The sequence below is a fragment of the Actinomadura madurae genome (assembly GCF_047130825.1).
Lineage (GTDB): Bacteria > Actinomycetota > Actinomycetes > Streptosporangiales > Streptosporangiaceae > Spirillospora > Spirillospora madurae.
In genome coordinates, this window is record NZ_CP083237.1 from 9943482 (window position 1) to 9960729 (window position 17248).

The 17248-nt window shown below is 74.1% G+C and carries 12 protein-coding genes; 6 read left to right on the plus strand and 6 right to left on the minus strand.

All coding sequences use genetic code 11. The features are described from left to right. Positions 1-8 precede the first annotated feature (8 nt). Entirely contained in the window at positions 9-608 is a 600-nt protein-coding gene (gene coaE / locus K8Z49_RS46600; protein WP_412517089.1) for a dephospho-CoA kinase, read from the plus strand. Here the strand turns inward: coaE and K8Z49_RS46605 are convergent. Continuing rightward, complete coding sequence (locus K8Z49_RS46605; RefSeq protein ID WP_412517090.1) at positions 605-6457, minus strand: TIR domain-containing protein; 5853 nt, start codon at positions 6455-6457, stop codon at positions 605-607. The two genes, coaE and K8Z49_RS46605, sit on opposite strands and share 4 nt — an antisense overlap. A 68-nt stretch (positions 6458-6525) precedes the next feature. Between K8Z49_RS46605 and K8Z49_RS46610 the strand changes: the two genes are divergently transcribed. Then, the gene (locus tag K8Z49_RS46610; protein ID WP_244938867.1) at positions 6526-7752 is read left to right on the plus strand and encodes an SLC13 family permease; all 1227 of its coding nucleotides are present in this window, start codon (positions 6526-6528) and stop codon (positions 7750-7752) included. A gap of 9 nt (positions 7753-7761) precedes the next feature. Here K8Z49_RS46610 and K8Z49_RS46615 read toward each other — a convergent pair whose 3' ends face one another. The 3 genes from K8Z49_RS46615 to K8Z49_RS46625 are packed head-to-tail and all read right to left on the minus strand — an operon-like array spanning position 7762 to position 10406. After that, positions 7762-8664, minus strand: coding sequence for an inositol monophosphatase family protein (locus K8Z49_RS46615; RefSeq protein ID WP_075019932.1), 903 nt, complete (start codon positions 8662-8664; stop codon positions 7762-7764). 26 nt (positions 8665-8690) lie between these two features. Continuing rightward, entirely contained in the window at positions 8691-9371 is a 681-nt protein-coding gene (locus K8Z49_RS46620) for a hypothetical protein (protein WP_075019933.1), read from the minus strand. A 21-nt stretch (positions 9372-9392) separates the two neighbouring features. Then, positions 9393-10406 carry a hypothetical protein gene (locus K8Z49_RS46625; protein ID WP_021598742.1) on the minus strand — a complete coding sequence of 338 codons (1014 nt, stop codon included), beginning with the start codon at positions 10404-10406 and terminating at the stop codon, positions 9393-9395. A gap of 701 nt (positions 10407-11107) precedes the next feature. Here K8Z49_RS46625 and K8Z49_RS46630 point away from each other — a divergent pair. After that, positions 11108-11692, plus strand: a complete 585-nt coding sequence (locus K8Z49_RS46630; protein WP_412517091.1) for a sensor histidine kinase — start codon at positions 11108-11110, stop codon at positions 11690-11692. Between the two features lie 87 nt (positions 11693-11779). Then, on the plus strand, positions 11780-13897 hold the full coding sequence (gene uvrB / locus K8Z49_RS46635) for an excinuclease ABC subunit UvrB (RefSeq protein ID WP_021598744.1): 2118 nt from the start codon (positions 11780-11782) through the stop codon (positions 13895-13897). On the opposite strand, the gene K8Z49_RS46640 is transcribed toward uvrB, so the two are convergent. Together K8Z49_RS46640 and K8Z49_RS46645 are read right to left on the minus strand one after the other, a co-directional pair. Beyond that, positions 13890-14726 (minus strand): GNAT family N-acetyltransferase, encoded by an 837-nt coding sequence (locus K8Z49_RS46640; RefSeq protein ID WP_111833121.1) that lies wholly within the window; start codon positions 14724-14726, stop codon positions 13890-13892. The two genes, uvrB and K8Z49_RS46640, sit on opposite strands and share 8 nt — an antisense overlap. A gap of 69 nt (positions 14727-14795) precedes the next feature. Then, entirely contained in the window at positions 14796-15368 is a 573-nt protein-coding gene (locus K8Z49_RS46645) for a hypothetical protein (protein WP_052357968.1), read from the minus strand. A gap of 223 nt (positions 15369-15591) precedes the next feature. On the opposite strand from K8Z49_RS46645, the gene K8Z49_RS46650 reads away from it, so the two are divergent. Further along, on the plus strand, positions 15592-16704 hold the full coding sequence (locus K8Z49_RS46650; protein WP_412517092.1) for an ADP-ribosylglycohydrolase family protein: 1113 nt from the start codon (positions 15592-15594) through the stop codon (positions 16702-16704). Between the two features lie 24 nt (positions 16705-16728). After that, complete coding sequence (locus tag K8Z49_RS46655; RefSeq protein WP_021599617.1) at positions 16729-17226, plus strand: GNAT family N-acetyltransferase; 498 nt, start codon at positions 16729-16731, stop codon at positions 17224-17226. Positions 17227-17248 lie beyond the last annotated feature (22 nt).

Sequence of the window (17248 nt, forward strand, 5' to 3'; positions counted from 1 at the left end):
GTGAGCCCGTGCTGAAAGTGGGACTCACCGGCGGGATCGGCTCGGGCAAGAGCGAGGTGTCGGCGCGCCTGGAGCGGCACGGCGCGCTGGTCATCGACGCCGACAAGATCGCCCGCGAGGTCGTCGAGCCGGGCACCCCGGGCCTGGCCGCCGTGGTGGCCGAGTTCGGCGAGGAGGTGCTGCTGCCCTCCGGCGCCCTCGACCGCGAGAAGGTCGGCAAGATCGTCTTCACCGACCCCGAGCGGCTGGCGGCGCTGAACGCGATCGTCCACCCCCTGGTGGGGGAGCGGATGCGGCAGCTGATGGAGGCCGCCCCCGAGGACGCGGTCGTCGTTTACGACGTTCCCCTCCTCACGGAGAACGGCCTGGCCGACATGTACGACGAGGTGGTCGTCGTGGACGCGCCCGAGGAGACCCAGCTGGACCGCCTGGTGGCCCGCCGCGGCATGACCGAAGAGGACGCCCGAGCCCGCATGGCGAACCAAGCGACCCGCGAGGCCCGCCGCGCGGTGGCCACCCACGTGATCGAGAACAACGGCACCCTGGACGCCCTGAAAACCCGGGTGGACGCCCTCTGGAAGGCCCTGACCCGCCGCGCCGCCTCCTAGAAGGGGGCGTCTAGGGGGAGGCGGTGGACTTCGGGGAGGTAGGGGTCCAGTTCGCCGGGTTCGAAGCGGCACATGCCTACGGCGTACCAGAACTCGGCGGTGGCGTTGCCCTCCCACTTGTAGCGGCCGTCGGGGGCCAGGGCCGCCCAACCCTCGGCCAGGCCTAGCAGTGTCGTGCGGCGGGCGGGGGCCGTGTGGTCGGTGACGTCCCAGAGGATGATGGCGCCGTCGTCGCCGGCGCTGGCCAGGAGGGAGCCGTCCGGGCTGAAGGCGGCCGACCAGATGCGGCGGGTGTGGCCGGCGAGGGTGTGCAGGAGGCGGCCGCTGGAGGGGTTCCACAGGCGGACGACCATGTCGTCGCCCGCGCTGGCGAGCAGGGCCCCGGACGGGTGGAACGCGGTCGTCCAGAGGCGGCCGGCGTGGTCGGCGAGGGTGTGCAGGGCCTCGCCGGTGGTGGGGTCCCAGAGGCGGACGGTGCCGTCGTTGCTCGCGCTGGCGAGGGTCTCGCCGGACGGTGAGAACGCCACCTGGTAGACGCGGTCGGTGTGGCCGCGCAGCACGGCGGTCAGTTCGCCGGTGCGGGGGTGCCACAGCCGGACGAGACCGTCGTCGCAGCCGGTCGCGAGCAGGGCGCCGCCCGGCTGGAAGTCGATGGAGCGGACGCGGCCCCGGTGGTCGGCGAGGTTGACGATCTCGCGGCCGGTCGTCCAGTACCAGAGCCGGACGGAGTCGTCGTCGTTGGCGGTGGCGAGGACGTCGCCCGCGGGGGCGAACGCCTGCGCCCACACGTGGTCGGTCTCCACGTTCAGCTCGCGCTCGAACAGGCCGGTCCCCGCCTGCCACAGGTGGACGCCGCCGTCGTTGGTGGCGGTGGCGAGCTGGGAGTCGCGGGTGTTGAACGAGGCGGCGGTGAGGTTGTCGGCGACGCCGCGCAGCTCGCGGAGCATCCGGCCCGAGCGCGGCTCCCAGAGCCGGACGAGGCCGTCGTTGCCGCTGCCGGCCAGCATGCCGCCGTCGGGGCTGAACGCGACGCCGGTGACGCGGCGGCCGTGGCCGCGCAGCACGGTGCGGCACTGGCCGGTCTCGGCGTCCCAGAGCCGGGCGGTGCCGTCGTTGCTGCTGGTGGCGAGCTGGGCGCCGTCGGGGCGGAACGCGAACGGCCACACGGCGCCGCGGTGGCCGGCGAGTTCCAGGCGCTGCCGCCCGGTCCGCGGGTCCCAGAGCCGGACGGACCCGGCGCTGTCGGCGGTGGCGAGGCGGCCGCCGTCCGGGCTGAACGTCGCCTGGTAGATGCCGCCGCCGTGGCCGGACAGGACGGCCCGCTGCCGGCCGTCCTCCCAGAGGCGGACCGATCCGTCGGTGTCGCCGGTGACGAGCAGGGTGCCGTCCGGGTGGAACGCGATGGCGTAGACGCGCCCGGTGTGGCCGAGGAGCTCCTGCCTGATCTCGCCGGTGCGGATGTCCCAGAGCCGGACGACGCCGGCCTCGTCCCCGGCGGCGAGGAGGGAGCCGTCCGGGTGGAAGACGGCCCGGAACACGGCGCCGCGGTGGCCGGTCAGCTCCCGCAGGAGCGCGCCGGTGGTGAGGTCCCAGACGCGCAGCGTGCCGCCCGAGTCGCCGGTGACCATGAGGGAGCCGGCCGGGTCGAACACGGCGGTGTAGACGGGGGCGGTGTGTCCGGCGAGCTCGTGCAGCGGGACGCCGGACACGATGTCCCAGATGCGGATGGTCCCGTCGGCGGCGCCCGCCGCGACGAGGTCGCCGCCCGCCGCCGAGCGCCCGCCGACGACCACGGGCCACACGCCGTCGGGGTGGACGGCGAGGGTGTGCGTGCCGTGGCCGGTGGCGAGGTCCCACAGCCGGACGGTGCCGTCGGCGGATCCGCTCGCCAGGACGTTGCCCGCCGGGTCGAAGGCGACGGCGTAGGCGCGGTCGGTGTGGCCCTGGAGCGTGCGCAGGGGGGTGCCCGTGACGGCGTCGCAGATGAGGACGCCGCCGTCCTCGCCGCCGATGGCGACGACGGACCCGCCCGGGCTGTAGGCGAGGGGCTGCGGGAGCCGGCTGGTCTGGAAGTGGAACCCGTAGGGGACGCCCACCGCGGCCGGGGCGACCTGGATGTCGATGGGGCGGCCGGGCGCGACGGCGGCCTCGCGCAGCTCGGGCGCGGCGGCGATCCGGTCGGGCAGGTCGGCGGCGACGAGCGCGGCGCGGGTCCAGCGGCTGCCGTCCACGGCGACGTCCCGCAGGTCGGCGCGGGCGAGGCGGGCCCGGGACAGGTCGGCGCCGCGCAGGTCGGCGCCGGTCAGCCTGGCCTCGTCCAGGCGCGCGCCCGCCAGCGACGCGTCCCGCAGGACGGCGCGCGACAGGTTCGCGCCGACGAGCTGGGCGTCGGTGAGGTCGGCGCCGGTCAGGTCCACCTCCTGCAGGTCGCGGTAGGACAGGTCCTCGCCCTGCAGGTGCGCGCCGCGCAGGTCGGTGTGCGCGGGCGTGCGCAGCCGCGTGGTGATGCGGATCGCGTTGGCGCGGGCGGTGTCGTCGGCGTCGGGGTCGGCGAGCACGCCGGCCGCCCAGGCCTGGCAGGCGCGGGTGTCGGCGAGGTCGCACAGGAAGTCGACGATCAGCTGGGTCAGGGCGCGGCGGCCCAGCACGGCCGGCGCCGCGCCCCGGGCGAACTCGTCGGCGATGTGCCGCGCGACGAGCCATTCCATCACCGACGTGTGGATGAACCCGAACAGCCCCTCGGGGGTGCGGACGAGCAGGCTGCCCGCGCCGACGGCGTGCGTGACCTGGTGGGACGACATCCGCCCGCCGGCGAGCCCGGTGAGCGTCTCGGCGACGTCGGCCAGCTCGGCGAGGCGCAGGAACTGCTCGTCGCCGTCCCAGAGCCGCAGCGCGAGCGTGCCGACGGCCTGCCACATGGCGTCGCTCTTCAGCCCGGACGGCCCGCCGGCGCCGCCGACCCGCTCGGCCTCGTAGGCGAGCCAGGACGAGAGGATCTCGTGGTACAGGTCGGCCGGGCTGACCGCGCGGCGGGCCTGCGCGACCGCGCGCAGCCGGTCGTCGGGCAGGTCGGCGATGAACGACAGCATCCGGGGGTTGGACGTCAGCGCGAGCAGCTCCTCGATGCCGGTCAGCAGGCCGAGGCGCGCCTCGGCGGCGTCCTCGCTGCCGTACCGGTTCACCAGGTAGGAGCGGACCTGCGGCGGGGTGAACTCCTCCAGGCCGAGGACGCGCCGGTGCGGCAGCACGCCGACCTTCTCGCCGAGGGCGGTCAGCACCTGGGCCTGGGACTCGAAGTGCTGCGTCCGGCTCGCCACGACGACCTTGGCCTTGTCCTGGGCGGCCTGGAGCAGGGTGTCGAGGTGGTCGGCGGCCTGGTCGTAGGTCATCCGCGTCACCAGCTCGTCGAACCCGTCGAAGAGCAGGACGATGCGCCCCTGGCGGAGCATGTAGTGGAACGCCTTGAGGTCGATCAGCTCCTCGCCGTGGTTGGCCAGGTGCGCGGCGACCAGGCCGTCCACCGAGTGCGCCTTGTCGAGGGCCCGCAGCTCGATGAGGATCGGGATGACGTGCGGCAGCTCCTCGGGGATGCGGCGGGCCAGCTCGCGCAGCGCGAACGTCTTGCCGCGGCCGAAGTCGCCGAGGAGCAGCAGGAAGCGCCCGTGGTCCGCGGCGAGCAGCCGCAGCATCTCGCCGACGACGTCCTCGTGGACGTCGGCCGCGGAGCGCTCCTCTTGCGGGCCGGTCTCGGGGCGCAGGCGGTCGAGGTTCCGGTACCGCTGCGGGACGTACAGGGACGGCGGGTACAGGCCTTCCGCGGAGAGCCGCCTGGTCTGGGCGGTCACGTACTCCGACAGGTCGACCAGGCCCTGGAACTCGGTGAGGCTGCGCACGCGGATGCCCCGCCGCAGCGCGTCGTCGCGCACCGACCGCGCGGGGGCCGGCCCCAGGTAGACCAGCTCCGAGCCGTGGTCGGTCCCGTCGGCGTGGACGTGCCGGACGAACGCGTCGACGTCCTCCTCCGTCACCTGCCCCACGTGGGCGCCGATGCGGTACTGGCGGACGAACCCGTCCTCCAGGTGGGTGAGGAGCAGGTGCGGCGGGTCCTGCCGTCCGTCCGGACCGGCGGGTGGGACGACGCGCCGGATGGTCGCCCGCTCGAACCGCGTCTCGCACGCCTCGGTGAGGCGGTCGAGCAGGCGCGCCGTGGGATCGGGGACCGGGTCGGCGCCGTCCTCGGCCCCCGGGCCGAGCTCCGGGGCGGGCGGGGCGGGCGGGACCTCCGTGCGCGAGGGCGGGAACGTTCCGTCCACGTTCGGCCAGGCCCGTTCGAGGCGTTCCGGGCCGCGCCGGGCGGCGGCCTCGGGGATCCACCTCTCCAGGCCGTCCCGGTGCAGGACGATGGTCTGGTGCCGGCCGGGGCCGAGCGCCGGCACGGCCGGGACACCGCCGCCGAGCAGGGGGATCGCGCCGAACTCCGACTCCGTGCCCTGGAAGAACAGGTCGACGTGGCCGCCGAGGAGCGACTCCACCGTCTCGGGGTCGCGCAGCGCGCCGGGCTCGCCGGGGATGGGGGTGTGCTCGATCGCTCCCAGGCGCAGCCAGCCCTCGTCCTCGAAATGCCGGAGCCGCTCGTTGAACCAGGCGGCCTGCGCCTGGCCGACGCGCCCGTACCGGTCCTCCTCGCGGTGCGTCTGCGGCAGGGTCGAGTTGAGCCCGGCCACGACCACCTTCAGGTCGGGGACGGGGAACAGCGTCCACGGCTGGGCGCTGTCGAAGATGAGCGCGTCGATGCCCTGGTAGAACTCCTTGAACAGGTTCGCGTAGTGCCGCCACTTCGGCCAGTACGGCGGCTGCGGCTCGATGTCGTCGGCCTCGCAGCTGGAGAAGTACGCCTGGCAGGCCGCGCGGGTGACGTCGTGGGTCCCCGGCACGACGACGACGCGCTGCGCCTCCAGGCCGAGCAGGGCGCGCAGGCTCGTCAGGAACGACAGCGCCTCGGCGAACTCCTTGCGGCTGCCCGAGTGGGTGATGTTGCCGGTCACCACGAGCAGGTCGGGACGCGGCACGCCGGCGTCGGCCAGCCGCGTCACGTCGCTCCAGATCCGGTCCTGCAGCTCCGCGGCCGTGGTGGGCTCGCCGGGCTCGGCGAGGGTGCGGCCGAACCGGGGCCCCGACACGTGCAGGACGCTCAGCCGCTCGCGCGGCTCGTCCCCGGCGTCGGCCGCGGGGAACGCCGGCGCGGCGGCGGGGGCCCGGCGGGCGGGACGCTCCCCGGACGGGTCCTGCCGCCCGGGCCCGGACGGCTCCTGGGCGCCCTCAGACGGCTCCAGGCGGCCTGGGAGCGGCTCCGCCCGGCCGGGCGGCGCGAAGCGGCCGCCGGGGAAGCCGGGGCCGTCCAGGGGCCGGGCGTGGCCGGCGAGGGCCTCCCGGATGCGCCGCATCAGCAGGCCCCGCGCCTCGTCCGGGTCGTCGACGCCGACGAGGTCGACGTAGGTGATCGTGGACAGCAGGCCGTCGATCGGGCAGTCCTCGATGCGGACGGTGACGAGCTTGCGCGCCGGGTCGTCCGGGTCGGCCCGCAGCGCCGCCATCCACTCCAGCCGCCCGTACCGGGACCGCAGGTAGTTGCGCGACAGGACCGCCACCACGGCCTTGGCCTCCGAGAGGCCCCGGTCCATGAAGTCGATGAAGTTCGTCCCGGGCACGAAGTCCCACGCCTGCATCATCGTCCGGTGCCCGGCGGCCTCCAGCTGCCAGGCGATCCAGGACGCCCACCGCTCGTCGGCCGGCGAGTAGCTGATGAAGAAGTCGGTCGGGCGCTCCTGGGGGTGGCCGGGGGGAGTCATGCCGCCAGTATCGCGCGGCCGGGCCGCGGACGGCAGCGCGCCGCGGCGCCTATGGGATCATGGCGCGCGTGCAGTCCCCTCGGTCCGAGACCCTGCGCCGCGCCGCCGGCTCGCTCGGGATCCTCGACTGGATCCGCATCGGCGTGCTCGCCGTCGGCGTCGTGTTCGTGGCCACCGGCCTCCTGCCACCCGCCACGGCCCGCGCCAGCGTGGAGCGGATCGCGCCGCTGCTGCTCTTCCTGTTCAGCGTCATCATCCTGGCGGAGCTGACCAAGGAGGCCGGGGTCTTCGACGCGATCGCGCAGCGGATGGCCCGGGCCGGGCGCGGCAACTACGCGGCGCTCTTCCTGCTGTGCGTGGCGTTCGCCTCGCTCACCACGATCTTCCTCAACCTCGACACGACCGCCGTCCTGCTGACCCCGGTCATGCTGGCGCTGGCGGCGCGCGCGCGGATCGCGACGCTTCCGCTGGCCATGACGACGGTGTGGCTCGCCAACACCGCGAGCCTGCTGCTGCCGGTGTCCAACCTGACCAACCTGCTCGCCGCCGACCGGGTGGCGCTGCAGACCCGCGCGTTCGCCGCCCGCATGTGGGCGCCGCAGCTCGCGGTCCTGGCCGTCACGATGGTCCTGCTGTGGTGGTTCTACTGGCGGAGGCGCATGCGCGGCGAGGACGCCTACGAGCCGCCCGCCCCGGCGCCCATCGGCGACCGGGTCCTGTTCTCCGCCACCGGGGCGGCGTGCCTGCTGTTCATCGGGGCGATCCTCGGCGGCGTCCACACCGGGATACAGCTCGGCATCGCCGCGACCGTCGCCGCCGCCGTGGCCGTGGCCGCCTTCGCCCTGCGCGACCGGTCGGCCCTCCGCCCGTCGCTCATCCCCTGGCAGCTGATGGTGTTCGTCACCGGGCTGTTCCTCGTCGTGCCCGCCCTGGAGCGGTTCGGGCTGGACGACGTGATGCGCGGCCTGGTCGGCGAGGACGGCGGCCTGGCCGGGGCGTTCCGGGCCGCGTTCGCCGGGGCGGGGCTGTCGAACGTCCTCAACAACCTCCCCGCCTACGTGGCGGGGGAGTCGGCCGTGCCGCCGGCGAACAAGGACCAGCTGCTCTCCCTGCTCACCGGGACGAACGTGGGGCCGGTCATCACCCCGTGGGGGTCGCTGGCCACGCTGCTGTGGTTCGAGTGGTGCCGGCGCTGGGACGTCCGCGTGCCGATCAGGAAGTTCGTGCTCGCGGGCACGGTCCTCGCCGTGACGGGCTGCGCCGCCTCGGTCGGGGCCCTCTGGCTCACCCGGTGAGCCTCCGGTTCACCCCGTGAGGCCGGGCCGGCCCGCGACGCGGGGGCGGCCGTCGTGCCGCCCGGCCTCCGCGGCCGTCTCCAGAAGGCGGTCGAGCAGTTCGGGGCGCGCCGCGACGAAACCGAGCTCGGACGCCGGACGGTCGATCTCCAGCCGGTACGGGCTCCCGTCCAGCCGGCGCAGCTCGGCGCCCGCCTCGGCCGCCAGCAGGGCCCCGGCGGGCAGGTCCACGATCTCCGGCAGGTAGCCGACGATCCCGTCGATGTCGCCGCGCGCCAGCATCGCCCACCCCACCAGCGGCGCCCACAGCTGCAGCATTCGCGCGCACCGGCGCTCCAGGGAGGAGCGCAGGGCGAAGGCGGTCCGGTCGTCCGGCCCGACCGCGTGGCCCTGCGTCCAGGCCAGGACCGGGTTCTTCGCACGTCCCGGGCGCGGGCGGGCGGGCAGCGTGAGCGGCTTCCCGGCCGGCCCGCGCGCGCCCCAGCCGCGCACCGCCGACCACGTCCGCCCCGAGACCGGGTCATGGACGACGCCGAGGACGGGCTCGGCGCGCCAGCACAACGCCAGCCCCACCGCGTAGACGGGCATGCCGATCGCGACGTTGTTGGTGCCGTCCAGCGGATCGACGAGCCACACCATGTCCTCGCCGGGCGCGCCGTCGAGGACGCCGGACTCCTCGGCGATGATGCGGTGCCGCGGGTACGCCGCCCGCAGCAGCCCCAGGATCAGGTCCTCGGCGGCCGTGTCCAGCTCCGTCACGACGTCGCCGCCGGTGCCCTTCGCGCGCACCCCGAGCGGCCCGCCCACGCCCGCGGCGAGCAGGGCGCCCGCCGCCTCGGCCGCCTCCACCGCCACGCGGCGGGCCTCCGAGAGATCGACCGGAAGGGCCTCCGCCGGGGTCGTGGGTCTCATCGGCCTCTCCAGTCGGTCGCGGCGGCCTACCGGCCCGCCGAGCAGTGGGCCGCGGCGATCCTGCGCGCCGAGCGCCGCAGGGCGCGCACGGTGTCGCCATGGTCGGAACGTGAACGGCGCACCTGGTGCGTGGGAACGTCCAGCGGGCCGAGCGACAGGTCGCCGCCGCCCGGGGACTGGCGGCCGAGGGCGATCGTGGCCGCGTCCCTGCCGTCCTCGATGAGCGTGCTGTGGAACACACCCGCGGGCAATGTGTAGGACTCGCCCGTCCGGTGCGTGCTGGACGGGCCCGGCGAGCAGCGGACGGCGCGTCCGGTCGCCGTCAGCTCGTCGACGCCGTCCCGGCTGACGACCTCGAAGATCTGCTGCTCGGCACCGCCGGAGGCGTCGTCGATGTCCATCCGCACATTACGTACCGTCCCGTAAAGGACGAAACTGACAAGGTCCCAGCTGTGGCAGTGCACCGGCGACGTGGTGGACGGGGCGGGCCGCACCTCCGGCGTCCAGATGTGCAGGCACACGCCGAGGTCGCCGCTGCGCTCCACGGGGAGGCACAGGAAGCCGAGCGGGTGCCGCACGGCCGGGGCGGGCGAGCCCTCCGCCGCGGCACCGTCCAGGATCTCGCCGAGGACGCCCTCCGCCCACGCGGGCAGCGTCCGCGCCGCGGTCCCGGCGCGGATCTGCTCCCGGATCTCCTCGTACCTCACGGCGGCGGCCTCATCCGGTCATCACTCGTACGGGTCCTTGGCGCGCAGCGCCTTGCGGATGATCTCGATGACGTCGCGGTCGGTGTAGGACGGCGCGAGGTCGATCCCGATCACCTCGAAGAGCTTGCGGGCCTCCTCGACCGTGGGCTCGTCGTCCAGCGGCGCCAGCCGGGCCTGCTCGACCGGGACCCGGCGCGCCTGGTCCAGGCTGGTCTGGAGCTCCGCGCTCACCCAGCTGTAGTAGAACTTGCTGCTGTCGACGACCAGCGCCTCGCCGCGCGGGTCGTCGCGGGTGACCACCACGCGGGAGGACGCCAGGTCGTAGCGGAGCGTCGTCATGGTCTGCGCCAGGCCGATGTCGATGTCGAGCATCGCGAACCGCTGCTTGTGCCAGCACGCGGCGAGGAGCGTGGCGTACGCCTCCTTGCGCGTGCGCTCCAGCGTCCACGGCTCGCCGGTCGCGTCCGGGCCGTCCGACACCGACCGGCGGTGCCGCGCGTACGCCTCGCACACCTCCACGTTCGTCGGGTCGAGGATCTCCAGGCGGAACAGCAGGGTCCGCCGCTCCCGCCGGGCCGCGCTCACGCACTCGGGCAGCGTCCGCGCGCGGATGTAGGTCCCCGTCCCGCCCTTGAAGAACCAGCGGTCGGTGTCGCGGCGGGCCTCCGCCAGCACCTGCGCCACCTGGGCCCCGCTGATGACCCGCACGACCGCCGTCTCGTCCAGCGCGCGCTTGGTGTCGGACAGGACGCCCTCGAACGTCTCGATGTGGGCGAGCTTGCCGCTCAGGTCGTCGAGCGTGGCCGAGGACGCGCGCAGCGTGTCGCGGACCTCCGCCTCGACCGGGATCCGCCGCCCGCGGTCGCGCAGCACCGACGTCGCCAGCAGGCCGATCACGGCGAGGATCCCGCTGTTGGTGATCTCGTCCTCGTTCGGCAGGTTCACCCCGAGCCCGAGGATCGCGACGATCACGGCCAGCACGAGCGCGATCACCGCGTCGGCGTTCTTCCCGAACCAGTCGGTGAATCGGGTCATTGTCGGTGGCTACCCCGTCCCAAATCGGCGCGTCGTTCATCGTAACGAGGGGTCATGGGCCGGAAAAGCCCTGCAGGTAAGGGGTTCGCTCACATGTGCGACAATCCGCCCCTCCGGTCGCTATAGGCTCGTCGCCATGCACGTGCGGGGCTGGGTGGCGGGGGCATGGCCCACGCGGCGTTCGCGCGCCTTCGACATCGCGCTGGCCCTCACCCTCGCCATCTTCGACAGCGTCTTCCTGTGGTTCGCGGACCAGATGTTCTGGCTCCCGCCACCGGTCGTGTCGGCCTGCAGCGTCGTCCTAGGGCTGGCCCTGGTGGTGCGGCGCCTCCACCCCGTGGGCCTCACCGTGTTCATGGTGGTGTTCGGCACCGTCACCGGCGCGGGGGTCTTCGCGGCCTTGGTCATCATGTACTCGCTCGCCGCCTACACCACGTCCCGCCGGACGGTGGTGGTGCTCGCGGTCGCCGCCTACGTCGCCGGGCTGGCCTTCCCCTCCCCGACGTCGAACACGGAGAGCTTCCTCGCGCAGTCCATCTTCGGCATCGCGTTCGTGGCCGTCCCCGTCCTGCTCGGCCTCTACATGGGCGCGCGGAAGCAGCTGATCGCATCGCTTCAGGAGCGCACGGCACGGCTCGAACGGGAACAGCACCTGCTCGGAGCGCGCGCGGGGCGAGGAGCGCACCCGCATCGCCCGGGAGATGCACGACGTCGTCGCCAACCGGATCAGCGTCATGGTCGTCCACGCGGGCGCGCTCAAGGCGATCGCCGTCCGCGACCCCGCCCGCGCCGCCGAGACGGCCTCCGTCATCGGCGACATGGGGCGCCAGGCGCTGGAGGAGCTGCGCCACGTCATCGGCGTGCTCAGGCAGGGGGAGAACGCCCTCCCGCAGGAGGCCGTGACCCTCGCCCACGTCCGCGAGCTGGTCGACCAGTCCGGCGCCGCCGGGCTCCGCGTCGACCTGGTGATCCGCGGCGACGAGCGCCCGATGCCCGTCGCCGTCGGGCGGACGGTCTACCGCCTCGTCCAAGAGGCACTCACCAACGTGCACAAGCACGCCGGGGCCGCCGACACCCGCGTCGACCTCGGCCTGCTGCCCGAGGCGATCGAGGTGGAGATCGCCAACGAGCCGTCCACGGCCCGGCCCGAGCACCGGCTGCCGAGCGGCGGGAACGGCCTGGTCGGGCTGCGCGAGCGGGTCACCGCCCTCGGCGGCAGCTTCGACGCCGGGCCGCGGGAGGGCGGCTACGCCGTCCGCGCCAGGATCCCGCTCCCGGCGTCCTGAGCCGTGCCTGAGCCGCACGGGACGGGAATGTCCCACCCGCTGCATACAGTGGGGGAGCAGGGAGTACGCCGGACCAGGGAGATGCCGATGCGCCCGATCACGGATCTGCGGCGCCGGGTGGCGCCGTTCGAGGTCGTCACCGAGATGACGCCGTCGGGCGACCAGCCGCAGGCGATCGCCGAGCTCACCGCCCGCGTCCAGGGCGGCGAGAAGGACGCCGTGCTGCTCGGCGCCACCGGCACCGGCAAGACCGCCACGATCGCCTGGCTGGTGGAGAAGCTGCAGCGGCCCGTCCTCGTCATGCAGCCGAACAAGACCCTCGCCGCCCAGTTCGCCAACGAGCTGCGCGAGATGCTGCCGAACAACGCCGTCGAGTACTTCGTCTCGTACTACGACTACTACCAGCCCGAGGCGTACATCCCGCAGACCGACACCTACATCGAGAAGGACTCCTCGATCAACGACGAGGTCGACCGGCTGCGGCACTCGGCGACCAACTCGCTGCTCACCCGCCGCGACACCGTCGTCGTCGCGTCGGTGTCCTGCATCTACGGCCTCGGCACGCCGCAGGAGTACGTCGACCGGATGGTCCGCCTGCACGTCGGCCAGGAGATCGACCGCGACGACCTGCTCCGCCAGCTCGTCGGCATGCAGTACACCCGCAACGACCTCGCCTTCACCCGCGGCACGTTCCGGGTCCGCGGCGACACCATCGAGATCATCCCGCAGTACGAGGAGCTCGCCGTCCGCATCGAGATGTTCGGCGACGAGATCGAGAAGCTCGCCACCCTGCACCCGCTCACCGGCGAGCTGATCACCGAGGACGACGAGCTGTACGTCTTCCCCGCCTCCCACTACGTCGCCGGGCCCGAGCGGATGGAGCGGGCCATCCGCGACATCGAGGCCGAGCTGGAGGAGACCCTCGCCGTCATGGAGCGGCAGGGCAAGATGCTGGAGGCGCAGCGGCTGCGCATGCGCACCGCCTACGACATCGAGATGATGCGCCAGGTCGGCACCTGCTCCGGCATCGAGAACTACTCCCGGCACATCGACGGCCGCGGCCCCGGCAGCGCCCCCAACACCCTCCTCGACTACTTCCCGGAGGACTTCCTCCTCGTCATCGACGAGTCCCACCAGACCGTCCCGCAGATCGGCGCCATGTACGAGGGCGACGCGTCCCGCAAGCGGATGCTGGTCGAGCACGGGTTCCGGCTGCCGTCCGCCATGGACAACCGGCCGCTCAAGTGGGAGGAGTTCCTCGACCGGATCGGCCAGACCGTCTACCTGTCGGCGACGCCCGGCCCGTACGAGATGAACCGCGTCCAGGGCGACGTCGTCGAGCAGGTCATCCGCCCCACCGGCCTCATCGACCCCGAGATCGTCGTCAAGCCCACCAAGGGCCAGATCGACGACCTGATCCACGAGATCCGCGAGCGCACCGAGCGCGACGAGCGCGTCCTCGTCACCACGCTCACCAAGAAGATGGCCGAGGACCTCACCGACTACCTGCTGGAACTCGGCATCCAGGTCCGCTACCTGCACAGCGAGGTCGACACGCTGCGCCGCATCGAGCTGCTCCGCGAGCTGCGCGCCGGCGAGTTCGACGTCCTCGTCGGCATCAACCTGCTGCGCGAGGGCCTCGACCTGCCCGAGGTGTCCCTCGTCGCGATCCTGGACGCCGACAAGGAGGGCTTCCTGCGCTCCGAGACGTCCCTCATCCAGACGATCGGCCGCGCGGCCCGGAACGTGTCCGGCCAGGTCCACATGTACGCCGACACGGTCACGCCGTCCATGGAACGGGCGATCGACGAGACGAACCGGCGCCGCGCCAAGCAGCGTGCCTACAACGAGGAGCACGGCATCGAGCCGCAGGCCCTCCGCAAGCGCATCGCCGACATCCTCGACTCCCTGGCCCGCGAGGACGCCGACACCGAGACCCTCATCGGCGGCGCCGGGCGCCAGCAGTCCCGCGGCAAGGCCCCCGTCCCGGGCCTCGCGTCCCGCACCAAGGAGGTCGGCCGGCACGCCGCCGACCTCGTCGGAGAGCGGCCCCGCGAGGAGCTGGAGGCCCTGATCGAGCAGATGACCGACCAGATGCACCAGGCCGCCACCGACCTGCAGTTCGAGCTGGCGGCCCGCCTCCGCGACGAGATCAAGGAGCTCAAGCGGGAGCTGCGCGACATGAAGGAGGCCGGCGTCAGGTGAACGCCAGCACCACCCGGTCCTCCACCGGCCGGTAGCCGAGCCGCCGGTAGACGCCGTTGCTCGTCGGGTTCCCGAGGTCGGTGAACAGCACGACGTCGGCGGCGCCGGCGTCCTGCGCGTCCCGGGTCGCCGCCGCGGTGACCGCGGCGCCGTAGCCGCGGCGGCGGTGCCCGGCCGGCGTGTACACGGGCGCCACCCGCGCCATCCCGCCGACGGCGGGGGTCCGCCCGGCCATCGCCACCGGCCGGCCGCCGGCCTCCCACAGCAGGACGCCGCCCGCGCGGAGCCGCCCGTCGACCATCGCCGTGTTCACCTCGCCGTGCTCGCCGACGTCCCGGTGGAACGCCGCGAACCAGTCCAGCACCAGGCCGCGGTCGGCGTCCCCCGCGACGCGCGCGGCGCCGTCCGGTGCCGGGTCGGGCGCCTCCAGCTTCCCCAGCCGGTAGAGGCGCTGCCGCATCACCACCCGTGACGCCGCCCCCGTCCGGGCGGTCCACGCCCCCGCGAACGCCTCGGCGGCGCGGGGCGTCCCGTTGGCCCCCCGCACGGTCGCGCCCCGCGCGGCGAGCGCGTCCGCGAGGTCCCGCGCGGCGCCGTCCGGCATCGCGCTCAGCATCGGCGGGTTCGCGCCGGCCCACAGGACGGCGGCCGCGACCCGCCCGTCCCGCGGCCACCATCCGAACAGCGCGCCCTCGTAGAGGCCGGGTCCCTGCTTCCGCATCGCCTCGATCACGGTGAGCGCGACGGTGTTGCGGACGGGGTCGGCCCGCAGGAAGCCGCCCGCCCGCGCGCGGAACTCTTCGAGATCACTGGTCAGCGTCCAGGCCATGCCCCAGCATCACCGCGGTCCGCCCGGCACCGCATCCGCTTTTCCGGCGGGCGCGGCGTCCTGTCCCGGTCACGACCGCGCCCTCCTCCGCCGGAGGTAGAAGGCGGCGGTGGCGACGGCGAGCAGCGGGCCCCACGCCAGGAGCGGCCCGTAGGACACGATGAACAGGCCGAGCCGCCACCCTTCTATGTACACCGTGCTCCCGTCCGGCGCGGTGAAGGTGTCGAACCCGGGCACGCGCGAGGAGGTGAGGAGGATCAGGAGCAGCGCGCCGATGCCCGCGGGCAGGACGGCCGCCGTGGTCGGCACCCGGCGGCCGCCGACGAGGGGCATCCAGGACGGGAACACCTCGCCCCACCGGCTCACCAGTCCCACCGCCAGGAAGGCGAGGAACTCGCTGACGATGCTCAGCAGGATCGTGTACGACCACATCGGCACCCAGCCGGGCACGTCGCCGTGCGTGTCGCCGTCGCTCGGCATGAGCGGGCCGATCGGCGCGCCGAAGCCCAGCGCGATCCGCCAAATGCAGGACGGCAGCACGACCAGGCTGGCGCCGTAGGCGGCCCACACCGCCCACCGCGGCGCACCGTCGACGGTCCTTCCGTGCACGCGCCGGACGAGCGACACAGCGTTCCCTGCCATTGATCAGGCCCTTCTCGTCCTCGGGGATCGTTCAGAGCAAGTGAACGACCACCCGCAAGACCGAGACCTCCCTCCCACGGGTGATCCAACTCCCCACCCAGACGGAAACCCCACCCCGCTACCGCACGAGGTCCACCGCGCCACGGAGATCGTGATCATCGAAGGGCCGGCGTCGATGGCGGAGGCGGCCGCGGTGCGGGCGGTGTCGTTACCGTGTTCGGTTATGGCGGAGACGATGGGTGATCGGATGCGCGGGTGCCTGTTCGGCGGGGCGGTCGGCGAGGCGCTGGGCCGGCCCGTGGAGGGCATGTCGCTGGAGGCGATCCGGGAGGCGTACGGGCCCGGCGGCGTGACCGGGTACACGGGGCGGCCCGAGATCGGGGAGGCCACGCAGCTCTGCCTGCTCACCGCGCAGGCGGGCCTCCAGGCGTCCATCCGGGCCCGCTCCAGGGGGATCGGCGGCGCGTACTTCGGCCTGGTGCAGTCCAACTACCTCTCGTGGATGAGGGTCCAGGGCGAGCGGTTCCCGGCGGGTGACCTGCACGCCACCGGGCCGGCGCTGCACGCCCCGGCCGTCATGGCCCGCCGGGGCGTCAGCCGCACCACCCGGGCCGCGCTCCTCGCGGCGGGGGAGCGCGGCAAGCCGGGATGGCCGCTCGGCACGGTGGACGAGCCCGTCAACGACTCGAAGGGCTGCGCGGGGACGGTCCGCGCGGCACCGGCCGGATTCGGCCACCCGGATCCCGAGGCCGTCTTCGCGCGCGGCCAGGGCACGGCGGCCCTCACCCACGGCCACCCGTCAGGCCGCCTCCCGGCCGGGGCGCTCGCCGTGGCGGTGTCGGCGCTCGTTCACGGCGCCGCGCTCGCCGACGCCGTGCGGCAGGCGATGGGGGAGCTGCGCAAGCACCCGGGCCACGAGGAGACGGCCGCCGCGCTCGACCGGGCCGTCGAGCTCGCGGGGAGCGGCCGGCCCTCCCCCGAGCGGGTGGAGAGCCTGGGACGCGGCTTCACCGGCCCCGAGGTGCTCGCCATCGCCGTCCACGCCGCGCTCGCCGCGGAGGCGGGGGGAGGGTACCCGCTGGAGATCGTCCCGCGCGGGCTGCTGCTCGCCGTCAACCACTCCGGCGACAGCGACTCGACCGGCGCCCTCTGCGGCCACCTGCTCGGGGCGCGGTACGGCGCGCGGGCCGTCCCCGAGCACTGGCGCGACACGGTCGAGGCCGGCGCCGCCATCATCGAGCTCGCCCACGGCAGCGAGGTCGAGTTCGGCCCCAACCCGCCGGGCGACGCCTACGGCGAGCCCCCGCTGGAGTGGCATATGCGCTTCTACGCCTGACCGGCGCGGCCCTACGATCGCGGAATGGACTACACGGTGCGTTTGGCCGGGCCCGGGGATCTGCCGGGGCTGGGGGCGATCGAGAACTCGGGCGACCCCATGTTCCACGAGATCGGGATCGTCTTCCCGCCCGGCCCGCCCGTGGTCGAGCACATGATCGCCAAGGGCGCCGAGATCGTGGTGGCGGGCGATCCGCCGGTCGGGTTCGCGGCCGTCGAGGAGGTCGACGGGGCCGTCCACCTGGAGCAGATCTCGGTGCGCGCCGACCTGGTGGGGCGGGGGATCGGCGTCCGGCTGCTGGACGAGGTGAAGGCGCGGGCCGCCGCCGCGGGGTCGCCCGGGGTCAGCCTGCTGACGTTCCGGGACGTCGCGTGGAACGGCCCCTGGTACGCCCGGCACGGGTTCGCCGAGCTGCCCCCGGAGCGCTGGGGGCCGGGTCTCAGGGCCCACTGGGAGGCCGAGATCGAGGCCGGCCTGCACGAACTCGGCCCGCGCCTCGTCATGTGGGCGCCACTGGAGTAGATCTACAATGTAAAGGCGGGAA

Excerpts from the sequence above, each read along its gene's own strand:
- K8Z49_RS46605 (WP_412517090.1), bottom strand. The coding sequence starts at position 6,457 with ATGACTCCCCCCGGCCACCCCCAGGAGCGCCCGACCGACTTCTTCATC.
- K8Z49_RS46615 (WP_075019932.1), bottom strand. The coding sequence starts at position 8,664 with ATGAGACCCACGACCCCGGCGGAGGCCCTTCCGGTCGATCTCTCGGAG.
- K8Z49_RS46625 (WP_021598742.1), bottom strand. The coding sequence starts at position 10,406 with ATGACCCGATTCACCGACTGGTTCGGGAAGAACGCCGACGCGGTGATC.
- K8Z49_RS46630 (WP_412517091.1), top strand. The coding sequence starts at position 11,108 with ATGCACGACGTCGTCGCCAACCGGATCAGCGTCATGGTCGTCCACGCG.
- uvrB (WP_021598744.1), top strand. The coding sequence starts at position 11,780 with ATGCGCCCGATCACGGATCTGCGGCGCCGGGTGGCGCCGTTCGAGGTC.
- K8Z49_RS46640 (WP_111833121.1), bottom strand. The coding sequence starts at position 14,726 with ATGGCCTGGACGCTGACCAGTGATCTCGAAGAGTTCCGCGCGCGGGCG.
- K8Z49_RS46645 (WP_052357968.1), bottom strand. The coding sequence starts at position 15,368 with ATGGCAGGGAACGCTGTGTCGCTCGTCCGGCGCGTGCACGGAAGGACC.
- K8Z49_RS46650 (WP_412517092.1), top strand. The coding sequence starts at position 15,592 with ATGGCGGAGACGATGGGTGATCGGATGCGCGGGTGCCTGTTCGGCGGG.
- K8Z49_RS46655 (WP_021599617.1), top strand. The coding sequence starts at position 16,729 with ATGGACTACACGGTGCGTTTGGCCGGGCCCGGGGATCTGCCGGGGCTG.